Origin of the sequence: Segniliparus rotundus DSM 44985 (assembly GCF_000092825.1) — a bacterium.
GTDB classification, from domain to species: Bacteria; Actinomycetota; Actinomycetes; order Mycobacteriales; family Mycobacteriaceae; genus Segniliparus; species Segniliparus rotundus.
In genome coordinates this window covers 923283-947532 of sequence record NC_014168.1, presented here as the reverse complement: position 1 = coordinate 947532, position 24250 = coordinate 923283, and the positions used below count along the sequence as shown (strand labels likewise).

Genomic DNA, 24250 nt, shown 5'->3' with positions numbered 1-24250 from the left:
CCACTCGCCCCCCTGGGCTCTTGCACAATGGCCTTGATGACCGCGCGAAAACCTCCCGTGCCCGTGGCCGTCGCCCTGCCGGGCGCCGGATCCGGCGCGGCGTTCATGTCGGAGCTTTTCGGGCCTGCGGCGGCCAAGGCCGGATTGCCCTTCGTGCCGGTCGACCCAGACCCGAACGCGGTGCGGGCGAGTTACGAGCAGGCGCTCGACGACGCTGCCCGCGAGCATGGCCCAGTGCTCGTCTGCGGCTTCTCGATTGGCTCGCACATCGGCGCTGATTGGGCGAGCAGGCATCCGGACCAGTGCGCGGGCGTGCTCGCCTGCCTCCCGGCCTGGCTGGGCGACCCGTCGGGCGCAGCGGCGGCGGAGAACGCGAAACACACCGCGAAGCTGTTGCGCGAGCAGGGGCTGGAACACTCGCTGCGCGCCATGCAAGCAGGCAGCCCGCCGTGGGTCGCGCACCGGCTCACCCTGTCGTGGACAGCGCAATGGCCTGGTTTGCCCAGCGCCTTTGACGAGGTCAGCCGCACAGCGGTGCCGACAGAAGCGGCCTTGCGGGCGCTCTCGGCCCCTGTTGTGCTGGGCGCGGCGCTCGGCGACCCCGTCCACCCGGCCGAAGCGGCTCGACATTGGCTCGCCGTGCTGCCGCGCGGCGCGATCGTCGAGCGCGATTTCGCGGAGGTCGGCCTCGACCCGTCGGCATTCGGCCACGCGGTGTTCGAGACGTGGAGCACAAAATTCCTGCGACTCTAGGCGGATGGGCAGGATCTTGCCGAGCGGCGCAGAGCGCTCAATCGCTGCATTGCCGACCCGTTGGCCCCCGGCGCGGACGGGTCGGGGAAACGCGGCCGGAACGGCTCTGGTTCCGACTCGGGCATGATGTCGACGCGCTCGAACTCGCCGAAGGCACAAGGATCTGCAACGCGCAACGGCAAGAGCGCCCCCGCCGGGTGCGGCTGGGGCCCCCGGCGAACCTGCGAACCTTCGAACACAGCCCTGGCGAAGCCGACGAGCCGCGCGGCCGTCTGGTTCGGCCCCAACGCGCTGACAACCAAGGTCCACCTGTCCCCGTCGCGGCCGATCAAGGTGCGGAACACACCGTTTCCCACGGCGATGAGCTCTCGGCCCCATGGCCCGTCCTGGAAGAAGAGCCGCAATCCCTGCGCGCGCAGGGATTCGGCGAGATCGGTGAGCATGGGGCGCCATTGCCCGCCGAGATCCGCGCGGCTGCCCTTCGGGGCGGCATAGGCGCGCACTTCGACCTCGCCGAACGGGCACAGCACCGCGGCCGTGAGAAGTTCCTCGCCCGGTCCGAACACCAGCCTGGGCTTGCCGCCCTCGGGGACGCAGAGAACAATCGAACCCAGGTCTCTTGTCCCCGCTCCGCAACGCGGAGCGGGGTTCTCATCGACATGCCGGGCGCTCACAGCGCCGCGTGCCCCCCGGAGGAGCCATATCCCCCCGCGCCGCGCGTCGTCTCGTCCAGCGATTCCACCTCGTAAAACTCTGGCAGTTCGACGCGCTGCACGAGCAACTGGGCGATGCGGTCCCCGCGTTCGATCTCGATCGCGGCGACCGGGTCGAGGTTGACCAGACAGACTTTGATCTCGCCTCGGTAACCCGCGTCGATCGTTCCCGGCGTGTTCACGATGGAAAGGCCGACCCTGGCCGCGAGCCCGGAGCGGGGATGCACGAGCCCGACGTAGCCGACGGGGATCGCGACCGCGACCCCCGTGCCGACGATCCCGCGCTCGCCGGGCGCGAGCGTGATGGCGCTGACCGCGCGCAAGTCAACGCCCGCGTCGCCGTGATGCGCGCGGGCCGGGGGTTCTAATTCGGCGTCGAGGCGCACGAACGCCACTGCGTCAAGGGAGCCGCCATAGGGTGAAGCCACGCTCAGAGACTACCGTGCTTCTGATGTCGTACCGCGAACAGCTTTGGGTGCCCTGGTGGTGGTGGCCGTTGGGAGTCGTTGTTTCTGGCTCTGTCGCATACACGGTGAGCCTGGCCTTTCGGCCCTTCCCGTACTGGATCCCTGCGCTCGTGTGCGCGGGAATCGCCGTCCTCGCGATGTTCGGGCTCTCCCGGCAGTGGGTCGAGGTCGATGACAGCGGCGAACTGCGGGTCGGCAAGGCGCACATCCCCCTCGCGCTCACGAGCCGCTGCGCGCTGATCGGGCCGCGCGAGAAGTCCGCCGCGCTCGGCAGACAATTGGACCCGGCCGCGTTCGTCGCGCATCGGTCGTGGGTGCCCGCCCTCGTGCTCGTGGTGCTCGACGACCCCTCGGACCCCACCCCGTATTGGCTCTTCTCGAGCGCACATCCGGAAAAGCTGATCGAAGTCATCGAGCATTGGCAGAACGCCCGTCCCGGCAACACGCCACAGCGATGAGGCGCGCGGGCGCGCAACGAGAAGGCAGAAGCGGGAAAGGACAAGGCAGGAGCGGGAAAGCGGGCGGAAAAACACACGAAGGGGCGCGAGCGGGCTTCGGCGAAACTTTTCAGGGGCCTCCCGAGCCAGGAGGCCGCCGGGCGGGCGCTACGCGCAGTCGATGCAAATGAGGCCCCGGCTGCCCTCCTCGGCCAACCGGCTGCGGTGGTACACAAGGAAGCAGCTGGCGCAGGTGAACTCGTCGGCCTGTTTGGGGAGGACTCGGACCGAAAGCTCCTCGCCGGAAAGGTCCGCTCCGGGCAGCTCGAAAGCGTCGAGGGGATCGCTGTCGTCGATGTCGACGAGTTCGGACTGCCCGTCGTGGCGGCGGGCAGTCAACTCCTCGAGCGAATCCTCGACGAGGTCGTCCCCCTCCGTGCGCCGAGGTGCGTCGTAGTCAGTGGCCATAATTTTTGCGCCTACTCCGTTCCTGGATGATCCCTTGAGCTGCCAGAGTGTACATGATTCTGAGAGCTTTATCAGAAGTGCTGATGAACCGCCGGGGAAGGGCGGATAATCTGTGCGTCAGAGTTGAACGACAACCGAGGAAAGGGCTCCGCGTTGGTATCTCTCATCACTGTGGGCAAGGCCACGAACCCCAAGGGCGAACCGTGGCAGCGCCGACGCCCCGCCCCGTACTACATCGCCGTTGGCGTGTTGGCCGTCGTGGCGCTCGTGGCATGGATCGTCGTCTGGCCGGAAAGCCAGCCCGGCCCGAGCACCGACTGCGGCCAGCCGCCCCCTGGTCCGAGCGTGCCCGAGCAGTGGGTGAAGGCCAGCCGGGAACAGATGCTGAAGGTGGAGCCGTCGGCCCTCGCCGACGTCCGAGTCCGCGTGCTGAACGCCAACGGGGCAGACCAGCAGGCAGGCCGGGTCGCGAACGAGCTCAACGGTCTGGGCTTCCGAAGCACGGCAGACAACGACTCGGTGTACGCCGAGCACAAGATGCCCTGCTTCGCGCAAATCCGTTTCGGCCCCTCCGGGCAGGCGCAAGCTTCCTCGGTGTGGTTGACGGCCCCCTGCGCCGAGCTGATCCGCGACGAACGCGACGACGACTCGGTGGACCTCGCCCTCGGCACAGGCTTTCACACCCTGAACCATGACGCGTCCAGCCGCTCCGTCCTCCAAGCCCTGCGCAAAGGGGACCCGGTGGACCCGAACACCGTCAGCGCCCTGCACACAACCGCTTGCTAGCCGCGCGGGCGCAGCGGCGCCTGCGCGGCTGGCCGAGCGGCGCTGCTATTCGATAGGCCCAAGGGCTCCGATTTCCTCCAGCACGCCCGCCAGCTCGTGGTACACCTTCGGGGTGGCGATGAGGACGAGTTCGCCCTCGTGCGAGCGGGCCGAGGTCGGCGGAATCCGCACGAGGGCCCCCGCCTCCTGCGCGATGAGCGACCCCGCCGCGAAGTCCCACGGGTTCAGCCCGTGCTCCACATGCGCGTCCAGGCTCCCCGCCGCCACTAAACAGAGGTCGAGGGCGGCGGCGCCGATGCGGCGCAAGTCACGCACGACCGGCAACAGGGTGCCCGCGAGCCGAGCCTGGGCGATCCTGCGTTCGGCTTTGTAGCCGAACCCGGTGGAGACGAGGGCCATGCCGAGCGACTCCGTCTCGGAGACATGCAGCGCTCTCGTGCCGAAGCCCTCACGCGACACCGTCGCGCCTGCGCCGAGCGCCGCTGAGTAGACCCAGCCCTGCGGGACGTCCACGACTGCCCCGGCGACCGTCTTCCCGTCGATTTGGGCCGCGATGGACACGGCGTAGGCGGGCACGCCGTACATGAAGTTGACGGTGCCGTCGATCGGGTCGACGACCCAGACGACCCCGGTCTCGGAAGCGCCTTCGGTGTTGCCTGTCGCTTCTTCGCCGAGGAACCCGTCGCCAGGGCGCAGACGCGCCAACGACTCCCGGACCAACGTCTCGGATTCGACGTCCACAATCGTGACCGGGTCCGTCTCGCTGGTCTTGGACCGGACGGAGTCAGAGTCCCGCCCGCCCGGGGAGGCGAAGACCTCCGCCCGGCGAACGCGGATCATCTCCGCGGCGGAAGTCGCGACATCGCACGCGATTCCCCGCAAGAGCGCATAGTCTTGTGCGGACGCCGAGGCGCTTTTTTTGGTGCTTGACTGCACTGGCATAGTTCCTATCGCAGCACAAACGTCTCTTTCCCGCCAGTGGGCGGCATGGACGGCGGCGTGAAATTTTCGTCAAAACCACATGCGAGGACCGAGGAGCGCCACCCCATGGACGAGGCAACGGGCACGAACGACAGCACAGTTCACAGGGGCTTTGGAGTGGATATCGGCGGAAGCGGCATCAAGGGCGCCCTCGTGGACCTGAGCAGTGGCGAGCTTCTCAACGACCGGATCAAGTACGACACGCCACAGCCCTCCACGCCTGAGGCCGTGGCCAAGGTGGTCGCGAAGATCGTCGAAGAAGCCGGATGGGAGGGCCCCGTCGGGATCACGTACCCCGGCGTGGTGCGCGAGGGGAAGATCTTCACCGCGGCGAACGTCGACCGCAGCTGGATCGGCACCGACGCCGGCGAACTCTTCAAAAAGGCGCTCGGCGGACGCGAGGTGGCCGTGCTCAACGACGCGGACGCCGCCGCCGTCGCCGAGGACCGGTTCGGGGCGGCCAAAGGCTGCCGGGGGACTGTGCTGCTGCTGACGTTCGGCACAGGCATCGGCTCGGGACTGCTGTTCGACGGGACGCTCGTTCCGAACACCGAGTTGGGCCACTTGAAGATCGGCAAGGAAGAAGCCGAGGAGCTGGCCTCCTCGCACGCGAAGGACAGGGACGGCTTGAGCTACCCCGAGTGGGCGCAGCGGGTCTCCACCGTGCTGGAGACCCTTGAGGCCGTTCTCTGGCCCGACGTGTTCGTGGTCGGCGGCGGCATCAGTCGCAAGGCCGACAAATGGGTGCCCTTGCTCACGTGCCGGACTCCCGTTGTTCCTGCGGTGTTGCGCAACACGGCGGGCATCGTCGGGGCAGCGCACGCCGTTACAGCAGGCGCACAGCCCCAACCGGGTTACAATGGTCCGGTCATTGCAGAAAGCTAGAAAGGGTCTCGTGGTAGCCACCAAACAGCGCCGAGGAGCCGCGGCCGCGCCGAAAGAGGACGCGCGGCCCGAAGCGGAAACTGCGGCCGCCCCACCAGCCCGAGCGCGCCGTGCCACGAAGAAAGCCGCCGAGAACGGCGCCGCCGCGAAGGCGAAAACCTCCCGCTCCGGCGGCGAGGACGAGCTTTCGATGGACGATTTGGAGCCGGTCGAAAGCGACATCGACATCGACATCGCGCTCGAAGACGATCCCATTGCCGAAGAAGGCTTCAACGGGGACGAGCCGGAGGGGTCTGACGCGGCTCCTGCGGAAGAGGCCGACGAAGAAGAGCCAGAACGCGCTTCCGGGGACTTCGTGTGGGACGAGGACGAGTCCGAGGCGCTGCGCCAGGCCCGCAAGAACGCCGAGCTCACCGCTTCGGCCGACTCGGTGCGCGCGTACCTCAAGCAGATCGGGAAAGTCGCGCTCCTCAACGCCGAGCAAGAGGTGGAGCTCGCCAAACGCATTGAAGCCGGACTGTACGCGCAGGAGCGGCTGCGGATCGCGGCCGAAGAGGGCGACCGGCTCCCCACCACATCGCGGCGGGACCTGAACTGGGTCGTCCGGGACGGGAACCGGGCCAAGAACCACCTGCTGGAGGCGAACCTGCGCCTCGTGGTCTCCCTCGCCAAGCGCTACACCGGGCGCGGGATGGCGTTCCTGGACTTGATCCAAGAGGGCAACCTGGGCCTCATCCGCGCCGTGGAGAAGTTCGACTACTCCAAAGGGTACAAATTCTCCACCTACGCCACCTGGTGGATCCGCCAAGCCATCACCCGCGCCATGGCCGACCAGGCCCGCACGATCCGCATCCCCGTGCACATGGTGGAGGTCATCAACAAACTCGGCCGCATCCAGCGCGAACTGCTCCAAGACCTCGGCCGCGAGCCCACTCCCGAGGAGCTCGGCCGGGAGATGGACATCCCGCCGGAGAAAGTGCTGGAGATCCAGCAGTACGCCCGGGAGCCGATTTCGCTCGACCAAACCATCGGCGACGAGGGCGACAGCCAGCTCGGCGACTTCATCGAAGACTCCGAAGCCGTCGTCGCGGTGGACGCGGTCAGCTTCACGCTCTTGCAGGACCAGCTCCAAGCGGTGCTGGAAACCCTTTCCGAGCGAGAAGCAGGCGTGGTGCGGATGCGGTTCGGCCTCACCGACGGGCAGCCGCGCACCCTGGACGAGATCGGGCAGGTCTACGGGGTCACCCGTGAGCGGATCCGGCAGATCGAGTCCAAGACGATGTCGAAACTGCGCCACCCGTCGCGAAGCCAAGTGCTGCGGGACTACCTGGACTGAGAGCAGCGAAACACCGGGCCGGCGCGTGCCCGCCCGCACACTCGCACGAACGACGCGCAGCCACCCGAGCTGATCCCGCGAGTCCTCGGCGACATGCGTCCGAGAACAAGGTTCTGCAATACTGTCCGGCATGCCTCGCACGCGCCCACGCCCGGTTCGGATCATCATGACCGCAGTCCGCAACTCGGCCCGCGTGCTGGGGCGCACCCTCTCGATGAGCTGGGAGCACTCGATCTTCGCGGAATCCGCAGGCGCGGCCTTTTGGCAGATCCTCTCGCTCACGCCCATGTTCCTCGGGCTGTTGGGCACGCTCGGCTACGTCTGCCCCTGGTTCGGGCCAGGGGTTCTCGAAGACGTGCAGCACAAAATCCTCTCGTTCGCCCAACAGGCGCTCAGCCAGAAACTTGTCAACGAGGTGATCCGGCCAACGCTCTTGGCGGTGACCGCCAACGGACGCGAAGCGGTGACCTCGTTCAGCTTCCTGCTCTCTTTGTGGGCGGGTTCGTCGGCGATTTCCGCCTTCGTCGACTCCATAGTGCGCGCCCACGACCAGACGGAGCTGCGCCACCCGGTCCGGCAGCGCATCTACGCGCTCATTCTCTATATCGTCTTCCTGCTCAGCGCGATGTTCGCCTTGCCGATTTTGTCGGTCGCCCCGCACCAGGTCACGATGCGCCTGCCCATCGAGACGCACCCATTGGTCAGCAGCGTGTACAACAATCTGTACGGCCCTGGGCTCTTCGTGGCGGTGGCGCTCTTTTTGGCCTGGTTCTATCACATCGCGCTGCCTGTTCCGCCCCCCTGGCATCGGCTCATCCCTGGAGCTCTGCTGGCGGTGATGTTCTTCCTCGCCGGGCGGTCGGGCCTGTTGTGGTACCTCAACTGGGTCACGTCGACGGGCTACACCTATGGGGCGCTCGCCACGCCGATCGCTCTGCTGCTGGTTGCTTTCTTCCTGGGAATGGCGGTCATCGCGGGCGCGGAGCTCAACTCCACCGTGGAGCACTTCTGGCCGACGCGCAGCAAAGAGGACCTTCTGCACAAAGGGCCTGTGTCCTCGGCGATCAGCCAGGCCACAGCGACGCTCGGGCGCGCGGTGGACGAAGTGCTCCCGAACGGATCGCGGCACAAGGACGCAGCGCCTGCGCGAAGCTCCGGGACAACGGGCAGCGACGACGCGCGCACGAGCGAAGCTCCGTGAGAGACCAGACGCCATCGCGCGGCCCGCGCCGACGGGTTGGCGCGGCTACGGGTTGATGGAGCCGATGAGGTCGTACATCTCTTTGCAGCGCGGGCACACCGGAGAACCGGGTTTCGGGGCTTTGGTCACCGTGAAGATCTCGCCGCACAACGCCTCGACCATTGTGCCCATGACCGCGCTTTCCACGATCTTGGCTTTCTTCACGTAGTGGAAAAACTTCGGCCGCTCGGAGTCTGTGTCCTCGTTCACATCGACGTCGGGCCGCTCAATCGTCTGAGTGTCGGCAAGCCCGACCCTCGTCATGTGGCTCAGTCTCATATGTGCGAGTCTACGCCTCAGGCGTAGACTCGCACATATGGCGCAGCGCCCCGAGCCATCCCTGATCACCGAGGCGGAGCCCTCGCTCCACGATCAGCAGCGGGCTCGTGTCCGCAAATACACGATCATGATGTCGTTCCGAATCCCCTTGCTGCTGCTCGCCTCGCTGGTCTACGCCGAATTCCACAATGGGGTGGTCGCGATGTTGATCCTCGCGGCCTCGGTCCCGCTGCCGTGGATGGCGGTGCTGATCGCCAACGACCGCCCCCCGAAGAACAAAGAGCAGTCGGCCATGCTCGAAGCTTCCCGCAAGCGCCGCGCGCTCGAGGAGGCCAATTCGTCAAGTGTCAAACGTCCTTTTCTTGAATTGTGAGCTAGCACACGAAACATTTCGCGTCACTGATGCGTTAAACCATGTAAGCCGTCCGCGAGAGGAAGGTCAGCAACATGGCAAACGCTGTGAAACCGGCATTGAAAACTACATCCGCGAGCTTGGGCACGACCAAGGGCAGGCGCAGCGCGAAGCGGCAAGCCTCTGGGATCAAACCCGTGGACAGCGCTCCTGAGGACAACGCCGCCGAATTGGAAGCGGCCGTCTCGGACGAGGAGCCCGAAACCCAAGACGCCGCCCCGAGCGGACGCTACGCAGAGGGCGACCTCGACACGCAAAGCCCCGCGGCGGACCTGGTCCGGGTGTACCTCAACGGCATCGGACGCACGGCGCTTCTGACCGCAGCGGACGAAGTGGAGCTTGCCAAGAGCATCGAAGCGGGCTTGTACGCCGAGCATCTGCTCAAAACGAGCGACAACCTCACGCCGCAGCGCCGCCGCGAGCTCAAGACGGTCGCGCGTGACGGCCAAGCCGCCCGCACCCACCTCCTTGAGGCCAACTTGCGCCTTGTCGTCTCCCTCGCCAAGCGCTACACCGGGCGCGGGATTCCGCTCCTGGACCTGATCCAGGAGGGCAACCTGGGTCTGATCCGGGCTATGGAGAAGTTCGACTACGCCAAAGGCTTCAAGTTCTCCACCTACGCCACCTGGTGGATCCGCCAAGCCATCACCAGGGGCGTCGCGGACCAGAGCCGGACTATCCGGCTCCCGGTCCACCTGGTCGAGCAGGTGAACAAGCTCTCCCGGATCAAGCGCGAGCTGCACCAGCAGCTTGGCCGCGAGGCCACGAGCGAAGAGCTGTCCCGCGAGACGGGCATCCCCGAGCATCGGATCGCGGATCTGCTGGACCACAGCAGGGACCCCGTGAGTTTGGACATGCCTGTTGGCGCGGACGAAGAGGCCCCGCTCGGCGACTTCATCGAAGACTCCGAGGGCGCGTCTGCGGAAAACGCCGTGATCGCCGGGTTCCTGCACCGAGACGTCCGCACCGTGTTGGCCACGCTCAACGAAGTGGAGCAGCAGGTCATCCGGCTGCGGTACGGCCTGGACGACGGACAGCCCCGGACACTGGACCAGATCGGCAAGGTTTTCAGCCTTTCCCGAGAGCGGGTTCGGCAGATCGAGCGCGAGGTGATGGTGAAACTGCGCAACGGCGATCGGGCAGAACGCTTGCGCTCGTACGCGAGCTAACATGGTTGGCATGAACGACCTCGTCGACACGACGGAGATGTACCTCCGCACCATTTACGACCTTGAGGAAGAGGGCATTCCGCCTTTGCGGGCCCGAATCGCCGACCGATTGGAGCAGAGCGGGCCGACAGTCAGCCAGACCGTGTCGCGCATGGAGCGCGACGGTCTGCTGGTGGTTCGGGACGACCGCCGTCTGGAGCTGACGGACAAAGGCCGCGTCCGAGCTGTCGCGGTGATGCGCAAGCACCGGCTCGCAGAACGGCTGCTCGTGGACGTCATCGGACTCAAATGGGAACACGCGCACGCGGAAGCGTGCCGCTGGGAGCACGTCATGAGCGACGAAGTCGAGCGCCGTCTCGTGGAAGTGCTCGGCCACCCGGTGAGCTCACCGTATGGGAACCCCATCCCTGGTCTCACAGAACTCGGTGAAATCATCGAGATCGACGTGCAAGGCGAGGGCTTGACCCGGCTGAGCGAACTGCCCAAGGGCGGGCCCATCCCCGTGGTGATCCGCCGCCTGGCCGAGCATGTGCAGGCCGATGTGGACCTGATCGCCCAGTTCCGCAAGGCGGGAGCCGTCCCAGACGCGAAAGTCACGGCTGAAGTGCGAAGCCACGCGGTGGTCATCGGCGTTCCCGGCCACGAGAGCGTCGAAATCCCCGCAGACCTCGCCCATGCCATCCAGGTCGAAAAGGTCTAACCGCCCGCTGGATCGTCAAGGCTGGATCAAAACCCCCAGCGCGTCTGGGCGCACGCCGGTGAACAGGCATGCTTCGAGCAGTTGCGCCAATTCGTGCGCCGGGTTGACCGCGAGAGCAACCTCGAGGGCGATCCTTGCGGCAGCGCCTTTGCCGCGGGCGTAACTGTCCAGGGCGAGCAAAAGAGCAGCTTCGGCCCGTGAATCGTCGGGCAACATGGGCGCCAGGCGCAACCAGAGCCGGTGCGCCCCGCTCCCCTGGTCGTGCGCGCCGCTCGCCAAAGCGGCTTCCACGGTCGCCGAGATCAGCCGGTCTCTCACCCCGCGCTCCCGCAATGCCTCGGCGAACCGAGCCGCCTGGACGGGACCGATAGTGGCCGAGGACTGCGAACTCCGGATCAACCGCAACATATGCCGCTCTGCGCCGGCGACAACATCCTCCCGGCCTTTCAGCCGCCGCGCGGCGCGGACGACCCTGGCTCGGTTCTGAAGGTTCGGTTTCAGCAGCTCTCTCAGCGCCTCACGACTGCCAATTTCGGCACGCGCCGAGACCACGCCCTGGCAATGAGGGCCGAGCAGCCCAGGGGGCGGAGCGAGGAAACAGCCAGGATCGGCTGTGTTCGAGGTTGTTGTCATAGTGGCAGAATCCGCCCGGTGGCTGACAATGCGGACGCGATCCCGACTGTTCGGGGAAATTGTGGAAAGTCAGATGTTTCTCTGTGGACAAACCGAGGGCTATTCTGGAAGGACAATGAACGCAGATCCGTCCCAGCTGTACCAACTCGAACCAGAAGACCCAGCACATCCCTGGCCGCAGAACGGCGGGCTTGTCCTCATACATTCATTGGAAGGCTTCCTGGACGCGGGGCAGGCCCCGAAACTCGTCACGTCGCATCTCTTGGAGACTTTGCCCGCGACAACGCTCGCGACATTCGACATCGACGCCCTGCTGGACTACCGTTCCCGTCGGCCGCCCGTCAAATTCACCAAAAACAGTTTCTCGGAATACGAGGAGCCGGCGTTGCGGCTCTACGGGCTCAGAGATGTGAACGGCGCCCCGTTCCTCCTCCTCGCAGGCCTTGAGCCAGACCTCATGTGGGAACGGTTCGTGGCGGCGGTCGAACAGTTGGCGCGGCGCTTCGGCGCCACCCGCAGCATAGGCCTTTCAGCACTCGCGATGACTGTGCCGCACACCCGGCCCCCTATTGTCATGGCCCACTCCCTTGACCCGGTGCTGATCGCGGATCACCGCAAGTACGACGGCGAGGCGCTGATATCAGGAAGTGCGGCCTCACTGTTGGAGCTCCGGCTCGGACAGCACGACATCCCCTCGCTCGGCTTCACCGTGTACGTGCCGCATTACCTCACGAACACGGGCTATCCCGGCTCCGCGTTGGGCCTCTTGGAGCAGGTTATACAGAACAGCGGGCTCGAATTGCAGTTGGAGTCCCTCCGCGAGGCGACCACTGCGGCACACGAACAAATCGAAGAGCAAGTCAGCATGAGCGACGAGGTGCAGAGAGCCGTCACCGCACTGGAAGCCCAATACGACGGCTACACGCAAACAACCGCGGACGAGCTGCCGCCGCTCAGCGAATTGGAAGAACTCCCGAGCGCAGAAGAACTCGGCGCGCAATTCGAACGCTTCCTCGCAACGCGGCCGAAGCCAGGCCCGGGCGAGGACGGGGACTAACTCTCGCGGGACTTCTGGTGCGCGTGCAGTTCTTTGATAGCGGCTTCGAAGTCGGCCGCCGACTCGAATGAGCGATAGACCGAGGCGAACCTGAGGTATGCCACTTCGTCGAGATCGCGCAGCGGGCCGAGAATAGCGAGCCCGATCTCATGGCTCGGGACTTCCGCAGCTCCGCCTGAGCGAACCGTGTCTTCGACGTCGCTGGCGAGCTTGAGCAACGCGTCCTCGTCCACGTCGCGACCCTGGCAGGCTCGGCGAACCCCTCGAATCACTTTTTCATGGCTGAACGGCTCTGCGATGCCGTTGCGTTTGACCACAGTGAGCACTGCCGATTCGACTGTGGTGAACCGCCTGCCGCAATCCGGGCACGACCGCCGGCGCCGAATGCTGCGCCCTTCGTCGGCGAGCCGTGAATCCATGACCCGAGTGTCGGGGTGTTTACAGAAGGGGCAGTGCATGGCCTGAGGTGTGGTGGCAGTTGGCATGGCCCGTCATACCTCCACAATAACGGTCCCCTCCCAGTCCTCATGCCGCGCCCGGCCCTTCTGGCCCGTCACCCGGCGCCGTCCACGCCGCCGCGTGCGCTGGAACGTCCTCTTGTTCGAGCGGCCCCGTGATCGAGGATTGGCGCCACGAAGCGATGAAAAGAACTCCGAAAGCAATTGCGACAAGCATCAAAGCGGTGAGTATCGCCGAGGAGCCGCTCACTTGGGGCAATTCCGGCTGGACCGTTTTGATCGGCGCACGGGCGCACCGCAGCTCAGCCGCAGGGGCTCCGCTGGGCGAAACGCGCCGCACACCACCGCTCAACACTGTGTTCGCGCAGGCCCGACCGGCGATCAGCTTTCTTGGCGCGACCCGGTCCGGCCGAGGCGCAGTCATAACTTCGCTCATCGAGAGCTCCTTTCTGTACGAACGCGTATTCGATAAACGCGCATAAGAGATGTATAGCACGGAGGGCCGACAAAAAAAGCGACACTGGCGAACGCATGTTTGAAAAATGAGTGCCAATCCGTTACAGTTGCCGAAGCCGCAGTCCCGCCGAAAAGTCCGGCCACGCGGAAAAAGGAGCCGCCGAGGCGGGGCGAGGTCCCCGAGCGAAGATTCTCCGAAAAGGCCCTCGGACAACAGGAAAACCGCAGGAAAAAGAAGAATCCGCACCTCATAGGCACAACAAGAAAGGCTGACATGCCATCTTCCAGCCGCTCGCCGAAGACCGCCAGCACCAAAGCCGCAGGAGGGGCCACGACCTCGGGCAAGACCGAAGCCCCGGGCAAGAATGTGAAAAAGAACATGCCCAAGGCCGCGGCTCGCGACGGCAAAGCCCACAACAGCGCCGCCAAGAACAGCGCGCCCGACCTCGAGCCCCTCGCCGAGGTCGCGGTGGCGCCGCAGCCGCCGGAACTGAGCCAGCGCCAGCAAGAGATCCTCGACATCATCCGCTCGTCGATCCGAGAGCGCGGCTTCCCTCCGAGCATCAGGGAGATCGGCGAAGCGGCAGGGCTCGCCTCCACTTCTTCCGTCGCCCACCAGTTGCGCTCTCTCCAGCAGAAGGGCTACCTCCGCAGGGAGGCGAACCGCCCCCGCGCGGTGGACACCCGCGCCATCTCGGCGCCCAGCGGCGAGCTGACCCCAGAGAGCGAGGAGCCGCAGAGCCAACCGCAACCGACCGCCGTGCTGGTCCCGCTGCTCGGCCGAATCGCCGCTGGCGCTCCAGTCCTTGCCGAAGAGCACGTCGAGGACCTCTTCCCGCTCCCCCGCGAGCTGGTCGGCACCGACGCCGCCTTCCTCCTGTCCGTGACCGGAGACTCCATGGTCGACGCCGGCGTCCATGACGGCGACTGGGTCGTCGTGCGCCCGACGAAGACCCCTGTGTACGACGGCGAAATCGTCGCCGCGCTCTTCGACGACGAGGCCACCGTGAAAACCCTGCGCAGGCATGGCCGGGAAGTCTGGCTGTACCCGGAAAACAAGGCCTACCAGCCGTTCCGAGGCGAGAAAGCGAAAATCCTCGGCAAGGTGATCGCGGTTTTGCGCAAGCTCAACCCCATGCTCTGAGAGAGGGGCGGGGCTTTTTGGGGCTTACAGTGCCATGCTCCTGCCGATGATCTCTTTCATGACCTCGGACGTGCCGCCGTAGATCGTCTGAATCCTGGAGTCGACGTACGCTTGCGCGATCGGGTATTCGAGCATGTAGCCGTAACCGCCGTGCAACTGCAAACACCGGTCCACCACATGCACCTGACGTTCGGTCGAGTACAGCTTGGCAATAGCGGCGTCCGGGATCGAAAGCTCGCCTCGGAGATGGAATTCGATGCTCCGGTCCACAAGCGCCCGGACCGCTGCCGCTTCGGCGGAAAGCTCGGCGAGCACAAATCTGGTGTTCTGGAACTTCCCAATCGGCTTGCCGAACGCTTTGCGGTTCTTCACGTACTCAACCGTCATCTCGATCGAAAGTTCGATCGTGATGGCGGCGGCAACCGCGATCGAAAGACGCTCTTGCGCGAGATTCTGCATGAGGTACGCGAACGCCTGCCCGACTTCGCCCAGCACATTCTCTTGCGGCACCACCACGTCCTGGAAAACCAGCTCCGCGGTGTCCTGCGCCCGCAAACCGATCTTGTCGAGCTTGCGGCCGCGCTCGAAGCCCGCCATGCCGCGTTCGACGGCGAACAGCGTGAGCCCTTTGGCGCCGGAGCCGGGCTCGGTCTGCGCGACAACGATCACCAAGTCGGCGTTGACGCCATTGGTGATGAACGTTTTCGCGCCGTTGAGCAACCAGTCGTCCCCTTTGCGAACCGCGTTGGTCTGGATTCCTTGCAGATCGCTTCCAGTTCCCGGCTCGGTCATCGCAATCGCGGTGATCATCTCGCCAGAACAGAACCCTGGCAACCAACGCTGCTTCTGCTCTTCGGTCGCGAGAGACATCAGATACGGCTGCACGATGTCGTTGTGCAAGGAGAAGCCGATGCCCGAGCAACCGGACCGCGCGATCTCCTCAACGATGACCGAGTTGAAGCGGAAGTCCTCCGCGCCGTCGCCGCCGCCGTACCGGGCGGGGACAGACATGCCGAGGAAACCGTTCTTGCCCGCTTCGAGCCAGAGCCCTCGGTCCACAACGCCGGACTTGAGCCACTCCTCGCGGCGCGGCACGGCGTGCTGCTCCAAAAACGACCGGAAAGCTCCCCGGAAAAGATCGTGCTCTTCCTCGAACAACGTGCGCTTCATCTTTGCCTCCAGAGGCCTCAGTGCCGATGTAGGCCCGCTCACGAAAATGCTTCCGCTGCGCTCATGAGGGCAAAACCTACGTCATGTGAATCTTGGTTAGCATAACACTGTTCCTAGTGTAGCAAGCCCGGCGCAGCGGCCGGTCTCGGTTCCGCGTCGCGGCGAGCGCCTCGCCCGGCCTTGGTCATATCCCCAAGCTCCTCGCGACGATCTCTTTCATGACCTCGGACGTCCCGCCGTAGATCGTCTGCACCCTGGCGTCGGTGTAGAGCTGCGCGATGGGGTATTCGAGCATGTAGCCGTAGCCGCCGTGCACTTGCAGGCAACGGTCCACGATGTGCAGTTGGCGCTCGGTCGCGTACAGCTTGACCGCCGCCGCGTCGTTCGCCGTCAACTCGCCGCGAAGACGCTCCTGCGCGCAGCGGTCCACCAGGGCTCGCACGGCGGCCTGCTGCGCGGCGAGGTCCGCGAGCAGGAATCTGGTGTTCTGGAACTTCGCGATCGGCTTGCCGAAAGCCTTGCGCTCACGCGCATAGTCCGAAGCCAGCTCGATCGCGGCGTCGATCTCAGCGGCCGCGGCGACCGCGATCGCGAGGCGCTCTTGCGGCAAGCTCTCCATCAAATATGAGAAACCCTTGCCGACCTCGCCGATAACATTCTCGGCTGGCACAAGCACATCGTCGAAAAACAGCTCGGCGGTGTCTTGGGCCCTGCGGCCGATCTTCTCCAGTTTGCGGCCGCGCTCGAAGCCCGCCATGCCGCGTTCGACGGCGAACAGCGTGATGCCCTTGGCCCCCGAGCCCGGCTCGGTCTGCGCCGCCACCACAACAAGGTCGGCGTTGACGCCGTTCGAAATGAAGATCTTCGACCCGTTGAGGAGCCAGTCGTCTCCTTTGGGCAGGGCAGTGGTCTGCATCGACTGCAAATCGCTGCCCGCGCACGGCTCGGTCATCGCGACGGCGAGGATGCGCTCCCCCGACGCGACCTGCGGCAACCACCGCGCTTTCTGTTCCTCTGACCCGTATTTGAGCAGGTACGGCAGAGTCATGTCCTCTTGGTACGTGATCCCGATCCCGCTGAGCCACAACCGCAACGGCTCCTCCACCAGCACCATGTTGAAGCGGAAGTCCTCCACCCCCCCGCCGCCGTGCTCCGTCGGGATCGCTATGCCGAGAAAACCGTTCTGCCCCATCGCGGACCAGAAGTCGCGGTCGACGATCCCGCGCGCAAGCCACTCGTCTCGTTTCGGAACAGCGTGCTGGCGCAGAAAGGACCGGAACGACTCCCGGAAGAGATCGTGCTCTTCCTCGAAAAGTGTTCTGCGCATCACAGCCTCAAGTCTCGGCCAGACTCGTCGCGCCCCCCCGAAGCTGGTCCGCGAGGTCCTGCGGGACCAAGGCGCGCACGAGAGTGCCGGACTCGGTTTCCTCCGACGCCAGGACCCGGCCCGCCGCGCACACCTTGGCCAAAAGATCAGGGCGGTCCTCGGGAACAGCCAGCGAGAGTTCGACCAAACAGGCCGCGCCGGAACGCACGGCGAGAGCCTCCCCGATTCTGCGCTTGAGCTCGTCGATCCCCTCCCCGGTCCGAGCAGAGACCAACGTCGCCTCGGGAAACGCGATCCGCAGACCGGCGAGCGTGGCCTCATCGACGGCGTCCGATTTGTTGAGCGCGACGATTTCCGTCGGCCACGGAGTCTGCGCCTTCGCGAAAACGTCGCCCAGAATCTCGCGCACGACCCGGATCTGGTCCGCGGGCCTCGGGTCGGAGGCGTCCACGACATGCACGAGCACATCTGCGCCGGTCGCTTCTTCGAGTGTGGACGCGAACGCCTCCACCAGCTGCGTCGGAAGATGGCGCACGAAACCAACTGTGTCCGTGATGGTGAACGAGCCGCTGGTCTCGCCCCAGCTCTTGCGGGTGGTCGGGTCCAACGTGGCGAACAGTTCGTCCCGGATGATGACCGAGGCACCGGTGAGCGCGCCGAGCAAGCTCGACTTCCCGGCGTTCGTGTAGCCGACGATGACCGCCGAAGGGACGCCGTTGCGTTCGCGCAACGACCGCTTTGTGCTGCGGACTTTGCGCATGCCCTTCAGTTCGCCGCGCAAATGGGAGATCCGCTCCCGGATTCTGCGGCGGTCCGTCTCGATCTTGGTCTCACCAGGCCCGCGCAGCCCCACGCCGCCGTTCGCGCCGCCGGCGCGCCCGCCAGCCTGGCGGGACAGCGTCTGGCCCCAGCCGCGCAGCCGCGGCAGCAAGTACTGCAGCTGGGCGAGTTGCACTTGCGCCTTGCCCTCTTTCGAAGTGGCGTGCTGGGCGAAGATGTCCAGTATGAGGGCGGTGCGGTCGATGACCTTGACCCCGACCTGCTGCTCCAGGGTGCGCAGTTGCGCGGGGGTGAGCTCGCCGTCGCAGATGACCGTGTCGGCCTCGGTCTCGGCCACCACTGCTTTGACCGCGGCGACCTTGCCCGAACCGATGTAGGTGGCGGCGTCGGGTTTGTCCCGGCGCTGCACAAGGCCCTCCAGCACCTGCGAACCCGCCGTTCGGGCGAGCGCGGCGAGTTCTTTGATGCTCGCGTCCGCCTCGGCGGATTGCCGTTTCGGCCATACGCCGACAAGGACGACGCGCTCCAGACGCAGCTGCCGGTATTCGACCTCGGTAACGTCGGAGAGCTCTGTGGAGAGGCCCTGCACCCGCCGCAGCGAGTCGCGCTCCTCCCAAAGCCATTCGGCTTCCTCTTGGACGACGCCCCAGCCGGACGTGGACTGAGGAGGGCGCGCGCCGAACGCCTCAGCGGACAACGGACCGTCCGGGTCTTGGCCGCAGGGCGCCGCGGAACTGTCCGACGAAGTTTCAAAAGATGACATAACAGGCCCCATCTTGCCGCAAGGACGACCCTGCGCGCATCCCAATTCTTTCTCTCATCGCTGTTGCAACCAGGCCTTGTCGAACTCGCCGCGCGCCACGAGCGCGGACGGGCCGCGCAGAACCGCGGAGCCGTCTGGTCCGACATACGCCTGCACGACGCCGCCCGGCGAGGCGACAACGACTTCCCCCGACCCTGATCCGAGCTCGGCGAGGACCACGGCGGCGGCGGCCACCGACCCGGTGCCGCACGCCTTGGTCTCCCCCACCCCGCGCTCGTGCACACGCAGGGTGGCTTTGTCGGGCGAATGCGGCACCACGAACTCGATATTCACGCCCTCGGGGAACACCGCCTTGTCGTAGTCGGGCTGACGGGTCAGGTCGAGGGCCGCGAGACCGTCCAAGTCGAGCCCTTGCGCAAGACACACCAAATGCGGGTTTCCGACGTCCGCCGAAGTGCCAGAGAAGCAACCGCGCGGCGCGCCCGCGACAGAGGTGGCCGAGGGCCCGCCGAGGCGCACCCGGCCCATCTCGACCGAGACTTCGGCCCCGCCGCCGTCGAAGGAGAGCAACCGGACCCGTTTGGCCCCCGCGCGGGTGCCGATCGCGTAGTCGCCGCGGGGCTCAAGCCCGAGAGCGCGCAGGAAATGCGCGAACACGCGGGCGCCGTTGCCGCACATTTCGACCACGCCGCCGTCGGCGTTGCGGTAGTCCATGAACCAGTCCTCGTCGCCGACCCCGTCGGGCAGCTGCGCTATCGCGCCCGAGGCGCGCAACGCCCCCGCCCGCGCCGCGCGGATGAGGCCGTCCCCGCCGATCCCGGCCCGCCGGTCGCAGAGCAGCGCCACAGTCTCCACGCCGAGGCTCAACTGGGCGTCTGGGTCCGCGATCAGCACAAAATCGTTCTGCGTCCCGTGGCCCTTCACGAACGGCACCGCTTCGCGGAACAAAGCCGGGACGGACGGCGCCGGGTCGCAAACCATCACCGCATTGTACTCTCGCCGCCTGGGCCTCCCACGTCGTTCACCACCGCGATCGCTTGGTCGAGCAGGTCCCTCGCGCCGGCGTCGAGCCAGCGCACACGGGCGTCACGCCGGAACCAGGAGCGCTGTCGGCGCACATGGCGGCGAGTGCGCATCGTCGTGTCCGCTCTCGCTTGGGCCTGCGTCATCTGCCCGTCGAGCATGGCGAGGACCTGGGCGTAGCCGATGAGCTTGGGCGCTGTGACGCCTTCACGGAGCCCCTGCCGCACCAGACGCTCCGTTTCCGCCACGAGGCCGGCGTCGAACATCGCCTCGGTGCGCGCGGCGATCCGCGCGTCCAGGTCCTCGGTGTCCCTGTCCAATCCGATGATCCGCGCCCCCCACCTCGGCTCGCCGCCGCGCCGGGGCATGGTGGCGGCGTAGGGCTCGCCGGTGAGCGTGACCACTTCCAGCGCGCGGACCACTCTGCGCGCATCGCTCGGTTTGATGGCCGAAGCGGCGGCGGGGTCCAGCGCGGCCAGGCGTTCGTGCAGGGCCCGGGCGCCGATCTCGCCGAGTTCCGTTTCGAGCCGGGCGCGCAGATCCGGGTCCGTGGCCGGGATGCGCCATTCGTCGAAAAGCGACTGGACGTACATCATCGAACCGCCGACGACGACCGGGACGCGCCCCCGTTCGAGGATCGCCGCCACATCCGCGGAAGCGGCCTGCTGGTACCTGGCGACGGTCGCCGTCTGCGCCACGTCGAGCACGTCGATCTGATAGTGCGCGACGCCTCGGCGCTCCTCAGGGGAGGGCTTCGCGGTCCCGATGTCCATCCCTCGGTATTGCGCCGCGGCGTCGATGTTCACCACCTCGCCGCCCAAACGAAGCGCGAGATCGACGCCGAGCTGGGACTTGCCCGTCGCAGTCGGGCCGATCACCGCGATCGGCCTCAGAATCCCAACCATGGCCAGTACCCTATGCCAGCGCGATATGAACCTGGTTGAATAGTGGTATGAACGCGGAAGCCCCGACCCAGACGGAGCAGAAACCGAGCCCGGCGGACATCGGCCCCCGACCACGTCCGGTCCCCCGCCCCGGCGCGCAAGCCGCCCCGAAAACAGGCGGCGCGCTCAAGGCCGATCCCGCGCGTCACGGGCGGATCGACGAGCACGGCGCGGTCTGGCTCATCACGGCGGAAGGCGAGCGGCAGATCGGCGTCTGGGAGGCAGGCACGGTCGAAGAAGGCCTCGCGCATTTCGGCCGCCGCTTCGAAGACATCTCGACCGAGGTCGAGATTCTGCGCACCCGGTTGGAAAAAGGCGCGGACGCGCGCAAAACGAAAACAGCCGCAGAGGATTTGTTGCGCGGTTTGCCCGAAGCGGCCGCGCTCGGCGATTTCGCGGCGCTCCGGGAACAGCTCACCGCGCTGGTGGCAAAAGCTGAGGAAAGGCACGCCGGAGAGCGGGAGCGGCGGGCGGCGCACAAGCAGGAGGCCGCCGCAGAGCGCGAACAGCTCGCGCAGGAGGCCGAGCAGATCGCCCGGAGCTCCACCGACTGGAAGGCCGCCGGGCAGCGGCTGCGCGACATCCTCGAGCGATGGAAGAGCATCAAAGGCTTGGACCGGGATGTGGACGAGGCGCTGTGGGCTCGCTACAAAGCCGCCCGCGACCAATTCAACGACCGCCGCCAAGCGCATTTCGCCGAACTCGACCGCTCGCGCGCCCAGGTGAAAAAGCGCAAGGAAGAACTCGTCGCCAAAGCCGAACAGATCGCGAAAAGCTCCGACCCGGACTCCGCCCCCGCGAGCTTCCGCGAGATCCGCGCTGCGTGGAAGAAACTCGGACCAGCCTCGCGCGAAGACGAGAACCAGCTCTGGGCGAGGCTCAACGCCGCGCAGGACGCTTTCGCCGCCGCGCGGGAGCAGAACGAAAGCGAGCATCAGGCCGAGTACGAGGCCAATGCCGCCGCGAAAGAATCGCTGCTGGCCCGGCTCGAACGAACCAACCCGCAGGAGAAGCTCGCCGAGGCGCGCAGCGTCCTTCGCGAGGTGCGCGACCGTTGGGAGAAGATCGGCCAAGTCCCCAAGGACAGGGTCAAAGAGCTTTCCCGGCGCCTGCAAGAGGCCGCCGCGCGCATCGAGGACGCCGACCGGCGCAGCTGGACGAAGTCGGACCCGGAGCTCAAAGCGCGCGCCCACCAGTTCGTGGAGCGCGCCGAGCAGTTCGAAGCACAGGCCGCGAAAGCAAAAGCGAGCGGCAAGGCAAAGGACGAGCAGAAACTTCTCGAACAAGCCGCGCAGTGGCGCCAATGGGCCGAGCAGGCCCAATCCGCGGTCGGCGATTGACATCGAGGCGCCGTGACGAGGCGTGGCGCACAGACCCGGCTGAGACGCAGGGGCCCGCGCCCCTGCCCACTGCGTTTCGCTGGGCCGAACGCCGCGACCGCGGCGCCCATGCCCGAGTGCGCGGCGCGGTGAAACGGATGACCGGATTCGACCTGTACCCCGACGAGACGACAGCGCGACGGTTCGGCGAACTGCTCCTCGCCGGCGACCCCGTGGCGGAACAGTTCGTGGCCCAGACCTACCACGGCGAGCTCGGCCCCACTCGATCACGAGAACTGCTCGACAGGGCGCTGGCCGTCGGGGTGGAGCATGTCCCCGAAGCGCCTGCATCCATGCGGCAGCTTTTCGCCGAGTTCGAGCGGATCCCCGATTGGGTGCGACCCGAACTGGTCGAGCGCGGCGCCGCGGTGTGGCGGCGATGGGGCTACGCCCTCGGCGCGATGGCCAACGCGGCAACCATGGACACGTACACCGAAGGTTCTCTCGCCGTGCCGTTGTCCCTCTCCGGCGGCTACGCGGGTGAGCGGGCGCTGAACCGCTACTTGGAGACAAGCCGCTGGTGGATCGAGGTCTGCCGACCGGGGGCCGCGCTCACGGCAGGCTCGCTCGGGCGGAGCATTTCGTTGAAAGTCCGGGTCATGCACGTCTCGGTCCGCCAGCGCGTCGCTGCACACCCGGAATGGGACGCGCAGCGGTGGGGATTGCCGATCAGCCAGGTGGAAATGCTGCTCACCCTGGTCGGCGGCACGGTCGCCCCCGGGGTCGGCCTCACCGCCCTCGGATATCTGACCTCGAAATCAGAGATCGAAGCGGCATTGCACTTCAACCGCTATCTCGGGCATCTGGTCGGGGTCCGCTGCGATGACATCTTCCCCCGAACGCTCGGCGACGGGTTGCGGCTGCTCTACCTTTTCGACACGGCGCGCTCCTACGACTCCGGCGACTGCGGGCGCGAGCTCGTCGAGTCGTTCGTGCCGGCCTTCGCCCCAAGGCCTGGCGAACGCGGCTTCGCCCGGTTGCGCAAGCTTGCGCACCGCAACATCATGGCCGGACACGCCCAGCTGTTCATGTTGCCGTGGAACCGGAGCCGCTACCGGTTGCCCGCGCCGTGGATCGGGCTCGCGATCCTCTTCGGGCGGGCTCCGTTCGTGTTGGCCGCCGAATTGAGCAGACGGCTGCACCCCGCCATCGACCGTTTGTGGCAGCGCCAGTCAGTGCGATCGTGGGAGCGTTGGCTGCGGTGGCAGTCGCCGCAGCAGGCGCAGAGCGCGCCCCAGCGCGAGGCAGGCGCCCCAGAGTCCTTCGAGGCGGCCCACGCGCTCCGGCGGTGACTACCGGTCGGCTTCGAGGTTGGCTGTGGTCAATCGCACCCAGTGGAAGGCGATCACCGCGATCAGCACAACAGCGAGGAACAGGCCGGGCGCTGCGCCGGCGTGCTGGCCGTGGCTCGCCTGACTGGTCTGGCTGTGCCAGAGGGCCAGGACGCCGAACGCCGTCGAGACGCAGGAGACCGCGGCGGCGAGGAACGCCGCGCCCCAGCGCCGGAGCATGAGCGCGAGCACCGAGACCACGAGATCCGCCACGACGAAAAACGTGAAAACCCGTGCGATTGTGGAGACTTGGCCGATCTGTCGCGGCCAGCTGCCCGCCACCAGCTCCCTGCCGAGGGCGTGCGCGCCGTGCGCGCCGAGGAATGGCATGACGAGCACATCCGCGACGAGCAGGAACACCGCCACCGCCAGCACGAACAGCCGGGCCGAGGGTTGGATCTCGGCGAGGATTCTGCGCTCTCGGGCTCGGAACTCCGAACTCAGCTGGGCGAGCGGATCAGGGATGGGTTCTCGTCCGTTCGCCGTCATCGCGCGGTGAGGAGCAAGGAGACAAACGGCAGGACGCAGGCGAGAAGGGCGAGCGCACCGAAGATGACGAACGTGAGCACCAGGCCCGGGGTCTTCTGCGGCTCATGGCCGATCGCGCCCTTGCACCACACGATAGCCGGGGCGCGGTAGAACACCGGCGCCGTTTGTCCCGGCTGCACGAACACCGGCAGGCTTGCCCGCCCGACCGGCCACAAGTACCGGGTGTAGACCTCCACAAGGTGCTGTCCGGGCGGGACCGGGACGAACGCTTTGCCCCAGTTGCGCGCGCGCTCCACGCCGTCGACACGCACGGACGGCCCGGTGAGGAAGAAGATCCACGCAAGCCAGAAAAAGCCCGTGTCCAGCACGAGCTGCCCGGCCCCCTCCGGCAGTGCGGCGCTGTACTGAGCGGGAGCCTGTTGAGCGTGCTGATGCGACGGCGGGAACCCTTGATGCGGGTCAGGCGCGGGGAACGAGTGCTGCTGCCAGCCCCACGAAGGCGCAACATGGCCCGAAGGCGCGGACTCGGGCTGCCGGCTGTGCGGGCTCGGGTTCTGCTCCGCAGCGCTGGGGCCCTGTCCCGCGGGCCGGAAACGCATCTTCTCAAACGGATCTTCGGCGCCGGGACGGCCAATCGACGGGTTGGACACAGCGTTTCCTTCCTGGGCGC

28 protein-coding genes are annotated in these 24250 nt (G+C 66.5%); 13 read left to right on the top strand and 15 right to left on the bottom strand.

Going from position 1 to position 24250, the window contains the following annotated elements:
• Positions 1-36 precede the first annotated feature (36 nt).
• Positions 37-753, top strand: a complete 717-nt coding sequence (locus tag SROT_RS04875) for an alpha/beta fold hydrolase (protein WP_049773281.1) — start codon at positions 37-39, stop codon at positions 751-753.
• Here SROT_RS04875 and SROT_RS15535 read toward each other — a convergent pair.
• Both SROT_RS15535 and dut read right to left on the bottom strand, forming a co-directional pair.
• A complete protein-coding gene (locus tag SROT_RS15535) occupies positions 750-1427 on the bottom strand; it encodes a DUF3710 domain-containing protein (RefSeq protein WP_013137897.1) in 678 nt (225 codons plus the stop codon). The genes SROT_RS04875 and SROT_RS15535 overlap by 4 nt on opposite strands.
• Complete coding sequence (dut, locus tag SROT_RS04865) at positions 1424-1894, bottom strand: dUTP diphosphatase (RefSeq protein WP_013137896.1); 471 nt, start codon at positions 1892-1894, stop codon at positions 1424-1426. The genes SROT_RS15535 and dut overlap by 4 nt, the downstream gene beginning before the upstream one ends.
• A gap of 23 nt (positions 1895-1917) precedes the next feature.
• Between dut and SROT_RS04860 the strand changes: the two genes are divergently transcribed.
• Positions 1918-2391, top strand: coding sequence for a DUF3093 domain-containing protein (locus tag SROT_RS04860; RefSeq protein ID WP_013137895.1), 474 nt, complete (start codon positions 1918-1920; stop codon positions 2389-2391).
• 147 nt (positions 2392-2538) lie between these two features.
• Here the strand turns inward: SROT_RS04860 and SROT_RS04855 are convergent, their stop codons facing one another.
• On the bottom strand, positions 2539-2838 hold the full coding sequence (locus SROT_RS04855) for a DUF4193 domain-containing protein (RefSeq protein ID WP_013137894.1): 300 nt from the start codon (positions 2836-2838) through the stop codon (positions 2539-2541).
• Positions 2839-2991: 153 nt separating this feature from the next.
• On the opposite strand from SROT_RS04855, the gene cei reads away from it, so the two are divergent.
• Positions 2992-3624 carry an envelope integrity protein Cei gene (gene cei / locus SROT_RS04850; protein WP_013137893.1) on the top strand — a complete coding sequence of 211 codons (633 nt, stop codon included), beginning with the start codon at positions 2992-2994 and terminating at the stop codon, positions 3622-3624.
• A 45-nt stretch (positions 3625-3669) separates the two neighbouring features.
• On the opposite strand, the gene SROT_RS04845 is transcribed toward cei, so the two are convergent.
• The gene (locus tag SROT_RS04845; RefSeq protein WP_049773279.1) at positions 3670-4566 is read right to left on the bottom strand and encodes an inositol monophosphatase family protein; all 897 of its coding nucleotides are present in this window, start codon (positions 4564-4566) and stop codon (positions 3670-3672) included.
• A gap of 105 nt (positions 4567-4671) precedes the next feature.
• Here SROT_RS04845 and ppgK point away from each other — a divergent pair, with 105 nt between their 5' ends.
• From ppgK to SROT_RS04830, 3 genes are all read left to right on the top strand, one after another.
• A complete protein-coding gene (gene ppgK, locus SROT_RS04840; protein ID WP_013137891.1) occupies positions 4672-5490 on the top strand; it encodes a polyphosphate--glucose phosphotransferase in 819 nt (272 codons plus the stop codon).
• A complete protein-coding gene (locus SROT_RS04835) occupies positions 5465-6826 on the top strand; it encodes an RNA polymerase sigma factor (RefSeq protein WP_425358194.1) in 1362 nt (453 codons plus the stop codon). The genes ppgK and SROT_RS04835 overlap by 26 nt, the downstream gene beginning before the upstream one ends.
• Before the next feature lie 130 nt (positions 6827-6956).
• Positions 6957-8027 (top strand): YihY/virulence factor BrkB family protein, encoded by a 1071-nt coding sequence (locus SROT_RS04830; RefSeq protein WP_148223347.1) that lies wholly within the window; start codon positions 6957-6959, stop codon positions 8025-8027.
• Positions 8028-8072: 45 nt separating this feature from the next.
• Here the strand turns inward: SROT_RS04830 and SROT_RS04825 are convergent, their stop codons facing one another.
• Positions 8073-8330: a DUF3039 domain-containing protein gene (locus SROT_RS04825; protein ID WP_013137888.1), complete on the bottom strand. Its 258-nt coding sequence runs from the start codon at positions 8328-8330 to the stop codon at positions 8073-8075.
• Between the two features lie 52 nt (positions 8331-8382).
• On the opposite strand from SROT_RS04825, the gene SROT_RS04820 reads away from it, so the two are divergent.
• The 3 genes from SROT_RS04820 (at position 8383) to SROT_RS04810 (ending at position 10626) form a co-directional block, all read left to right on the top strand.
• Complete coding sequence (locus tag SROT_RS04820; protein WP_013137887.1) at positions 8383-8718, top strand: DUF3099 domain-containing protein; 336 nt, start codon at positions 8383-8385, stop codon at positions 8716-8718.
• Positions 8719-8792: 74 nt separating this feature from the next.
• Complete coding sequence (locus SROT_RS04815; RefSeq protein WP_013137886.1) at positions 8793-9926, top strand: sigma-70 family RNA polymerase sigma factor; 1134 nt, start codon at positions 8793-8795, stop codon at positions 9924-9926.
• A gap of 10 nt (positions 9927-9936) precedes the next feature.
• Positions 9937-10626 (top strand): iron-dependent transcriptional repressor DtxR, encoded by a 690-nt coding sequence (locus SROT_RS04810; RefSeq protein ID WP_041407671.1) that lies wholly within the window; start codon positions 9937-9939, stop codon positions 10624-10626.
• Positions 10627-10641: 15 nt separating this feature from the next.
• On the opposite strand, the gene SROT_RS04805 is transcribed toward SROT_RS04810, so the two are convergent.
• Positions 10642-11259 carry a DUF4192 family protein gene (locus SROT_RS04805; protein ID WP_013137884.1) on the bottom strand — a complete coding sequence of 206 codons (618 nt, stop codon included), beginning with the start codon at positions 11257-11259 and terminating at the stop codon, positions 10642-10644.
• A 115-nt stretch (positions 11260-11374) separates the two neighbouring features.
• On the opposite strand from SROT_RS04805, the gene SROT_RS04800 reads away from it, so the two are divergent.
• Positions 11375-12316 (top strand): PAC2 family protein, encoded by a 942-nt coding sequence (locus SROT_RS04800; protein WP_013137883.1) that lies wholly within the window; start codon positions 11375-11377, stop codon positions 12314-12316.
• Here the strand turns inward: SROT_RS04800 and nrdR are convergent.
• Positions 12313-12774 carry a transcriptional regulator NrdR gene (gene nrdR, locus SROT_RS04795; protein ID WP_041406953.1) on the bottom strand — a complete coding sequence of 154 codons (462 nt, stop codon included), beginning with the start codon at positions 12772-12774 and terminating at the stop codon, positions 12313-12315. The genes SROT_RS04800 and nrdR overlap by 4 nt on opposite strands.
• A 67-nt stretch (positions 12775-12841) precedes the next feature.
• Positions 12842-13210, bottom strand: a complete 369-nt coding sequence (locus SROT_RS16405; protein ID WP_013137881.1) for a hypothetical protein — start codon at positions 13208-13210, stop codon at positions 12842-12844.
• Positions 13211-13504: 294 nt separating this feature from the next.
• Between SROT_RS16405 and lexA the strand changes: the two genes are divergently transcribed.
• The gene (lexA, locus tag SROT_RS04785; RefSeq protein ID WP_013137880.1) at positions 13505-14374 is read left to right on the top strand and encodes a transcriptional repressor LexA; all 870 of its coding nucleotides are present in this window, start codon (positions 13505-13507) and stop codon (positions 14372-14374) included.
• A 24-nt stretch (positions 14375-14398) separates the two neighbouring features.
• Here the strand turns inward: lexA and SROT_RS04780 are convergent, their stop codons facing one another.
• The 5 genes from SROT_RS04780 to miaA all read right to left on the bottom strand — a co-directional run bounded on the left by SROT_RS04780 (position 14399) and on the right by miaA (position 20342).
• Positions 14399-15544 (bottom strand): acyl-CoA dehydrogenase family protein, encoded by a 1146-nt coding sequence (locus tag SROT_RS04780; protein ID WP_013137879.1) that lies wholly within the window; start codon positions 15542-15544, stop codon positions 14399-14401.
• Between the two features lie 184 nt (positions 15545-15728).
• Positions 15729-16871, bottom strand: a complete 1143-nt coding sequence (locus tag SROT_RS04775; RefSeq protein WP_013137878.1) for an acyl-CoA dehydrogenase family protein — start codon at positions 16869-16871, stop codon at positions 15729-15731.
• A gap of 7 nt (positions 16872-16878) precedes the next feature.
• A complete protein-coding gene (hflX, locus tag SROT_RS04770; RefSeq protein WP_013137877.1) occupies positions 16879-18414 on the bottom strand; it encodes a GTPase HflX in 1536 nt (511 codons plus the stop codon).
• Between the two features lie 54 nt (positions 18415-18468).
• The gene (gene dapF / locus SROT_RS04765) at positions 18469-19347 is read right to left on the bottom strand and encodes a diaminopimelate epimerase (protein ID WP_041407669.1); all 879 of its coding nucleotides are present in this window, start codon (positions 19345-19347) and stop codon (positions 18469-18471) included.
• Between the two features lie 47 nt (positions 19348-19394).
• Positions 19395-20342, bottom strand: coding sequence for a tRNA (adenosine(37)-N6)-dimethylallyltransferase MiaA (gene miaA / locus SROT_RS04760; protein WP_013137875.1), 948 nt, complete (start codon positions 20340-20342; stop codon positions 19395-19397).
• A 47-nt stretch (positions 20343-20389) separates the two neighbouring features.
• On the opposite strand from miaA, the gene SROT_RS04755 reads away from it, so the two are divergent.
• Both SROT_RS04755 and SROT_RS04750 read left to right on the top strand, forming a co-directional pair.
• Positions 20390-21721 (top strand): DUF349 domain-containing protein, encoded by a 1332-nt coding sequence (locus tag SROT_RS04755; protein ID WP_013137874.1) that lies wholly within the window; start codon positions 20390-20392, stop codon positions 21719-21721.
• A 62-nt stretch (positions 21722-21783) separates the two neighbouring features.
• Positions 21784-23052, top strand: a complete 1269-nt coding sequence (locus SROT_RS04750; RefSeq protein WP_049773401.1) for an oxygenase MpaB family protein — start codon at positions 21784-21786, stop codon at positions 23050-23052.
• Here SROT_RS04750 and SROT_RS04745 read toward each other — a convergent pair whose 3' ends face one another.
• Both SROT_RS04745 and SROT_RS15530 read right to left on the bottom strand, forming a co-directional pair.
• Positions 23053-23580, bottom strand: coding sequence for an Rv2732c family membrane protein (locus SROT_RS04745; RefSeq protein ID WP_013137872.1), 528 nt, complete (start codon positions 23578-23580; stop codon positions 23053-23055).
• A complete protein-coding gene (locus SROT_RS15530; RefSeq protein ID WP_013137871.1) occupies positions 23577-24230 on the bottom strand; it encodes a hypothetical protein in 654 nt (217 codons plus the stop codon). The genes SROT_RS04745 and SROT_RS15530 overlap by 4 nt, the downstream gene beginning before the upstream one ends.
• Positions 24231-24250 lie beyond the last annotated feature (20 nt).

Coding starts and splice junctions, on each gene's coding strand:
- SROT_RS04875 (WP_049773281.1), top strand. CDS start 37: ATGACCGCGCGAAAACCTCCCGTGCCCGTGGCCGTCGCCCTGCCGGGC.
- SROT_RS04860 (WP_013137895.1), top strand. CDS start 1,918: ATGTCGTACCGCGAACAGCTTTGGGTGCCCTGGTGGTGGTGGCCGTTG.
- SROT_RS04855 (WP_013137894.1), bottom strand. CDS start 2,838: ATGGCCACTGACTACGACGCACCTCGGCGCACGGAGGGGGACGACCTC.
- SROT_RS04845 (WP_049773279.1), bottom strand. CDS start 4,566: ATGCCAGTGCAGTCAAGCACCAAAAAAAGCGCCTCGGCGTCCGCACAA.
- ppgK (WP_013137891.1), top strand. CDS start 4,672: ATGGACGAGGCAACGGGCACGAACGACAGCACAGTTCACAGGGGCTTT.
- SROT_RS04835 (WP_425358194.1), top strand. CDS start 5,465: ATGGTCCGGTCATTGCAGAAAGCTAGAAAGGGTCTCGTGGTAGCCACC.
- SROT_RS04830 (WP_148223347.1), top strand. CDS start 6,957: ATGCCTCGCACGCGCCCACGCCCGGTTCGGATCATCATGACCGCAGTC.
- SROT_RS04825 (WP_013137888.1), bottom strand. CDS start 8,330: ATGACGAGGGTCGGGCTTGCCGACACTCAGACGATTGAGCGGCCCGAC.
- SROT_RS04820 (WP_013137887.1), top strand. CDS start 8,383: ATGGCGCAGCGCCCCGAGCCATCCCTGATCACCGAGGCGGAGCCCTCG.
- SROT_RS04815 (WP_013137886.1), top strand. CDS start 8,793: ATGGCAAACGCTGTGAAACCGGCATTGAAAACTACATCCGCGAGCTTG.
- SROT_RS04810 (WP_041407671.1), top strand. CDS start 9,937: ATGAACGACCTCGTCGACACGACGGAGATGTACCTCCGCACCATTTAC.
- SROT_RS04805 (WP_013137884.1), bottom strand. CDS start 11,259: ATGACAACAACCTCGAACACAGCCGATCCTGGCTGTTTCCTCGCTCCG.
- SROT_RS04800 (WP_013137883.1), top strand. CDS start 11,375: ATGAACGCAGATCCGTCCCAGCTGTACCAACTCGAACCAGAAGACCCA.
- nrdR (WP_041406953.1), bottom strand. CDS start 12,774: ATGCACTGCCCCTTCTGTAAACACCCCGACACTCGGGTCATGGATTCA.
- SROT_RS16405 (WP_013137881.1), bottom strand. CDS start 13,210: ATGAGCGAAGTTATGACTGCGCCTCGGCCGGACCGGGTCGCGCCAAGA.
- lexA (WP_013137880.1), top strand. CDS start 13,505: ATGCCATCTTCCAGCCGCTCGCCGAAGACCGCCAGCACCAAAGCCGCA.
- SROT_RS04780 (WP_013137879.1), bottom strand. CDS start 15,544: ATGAAGCGCACGTTGTTCGAGGAAGAGCACGATCTTTTCCGGGGAGCT.
- SROT_RS04775 (WP_013137878.1), bottom strand. CDS start 16,871: ATGCGCAGAACACTTTTCGAGGAAGAGCACGATCTCTTCCGGGAGTCG.
- hflX (WP_013137877.1), bottom strand. CDS start 18,414: ATGTCATCTTTTGAAACTTCGTCGGACAGTTCCGCGGCGCCCTGCGGC.
- miaA (WP_013137875.1), bottom strand. CDS start 20,342: ATGGTTGGGATTCTGAGGCCGATCGCGGTGATCGGCCCGACTGCGACG.
- SROT_RS04755 (WP_013137874.1), top strand. CDS start 20,390: ATGAACGCGGAAGCCCCGACCCAGACGGAGCAGAAACCGAGCCCGGCG.
- SROT_RS04745 (WP_013137872.1), bottom strand. CDS start 23,580: ATGACGGCGAACGGACGAGAACCCATCCCTGATCCGCTCGCCCAGCTG.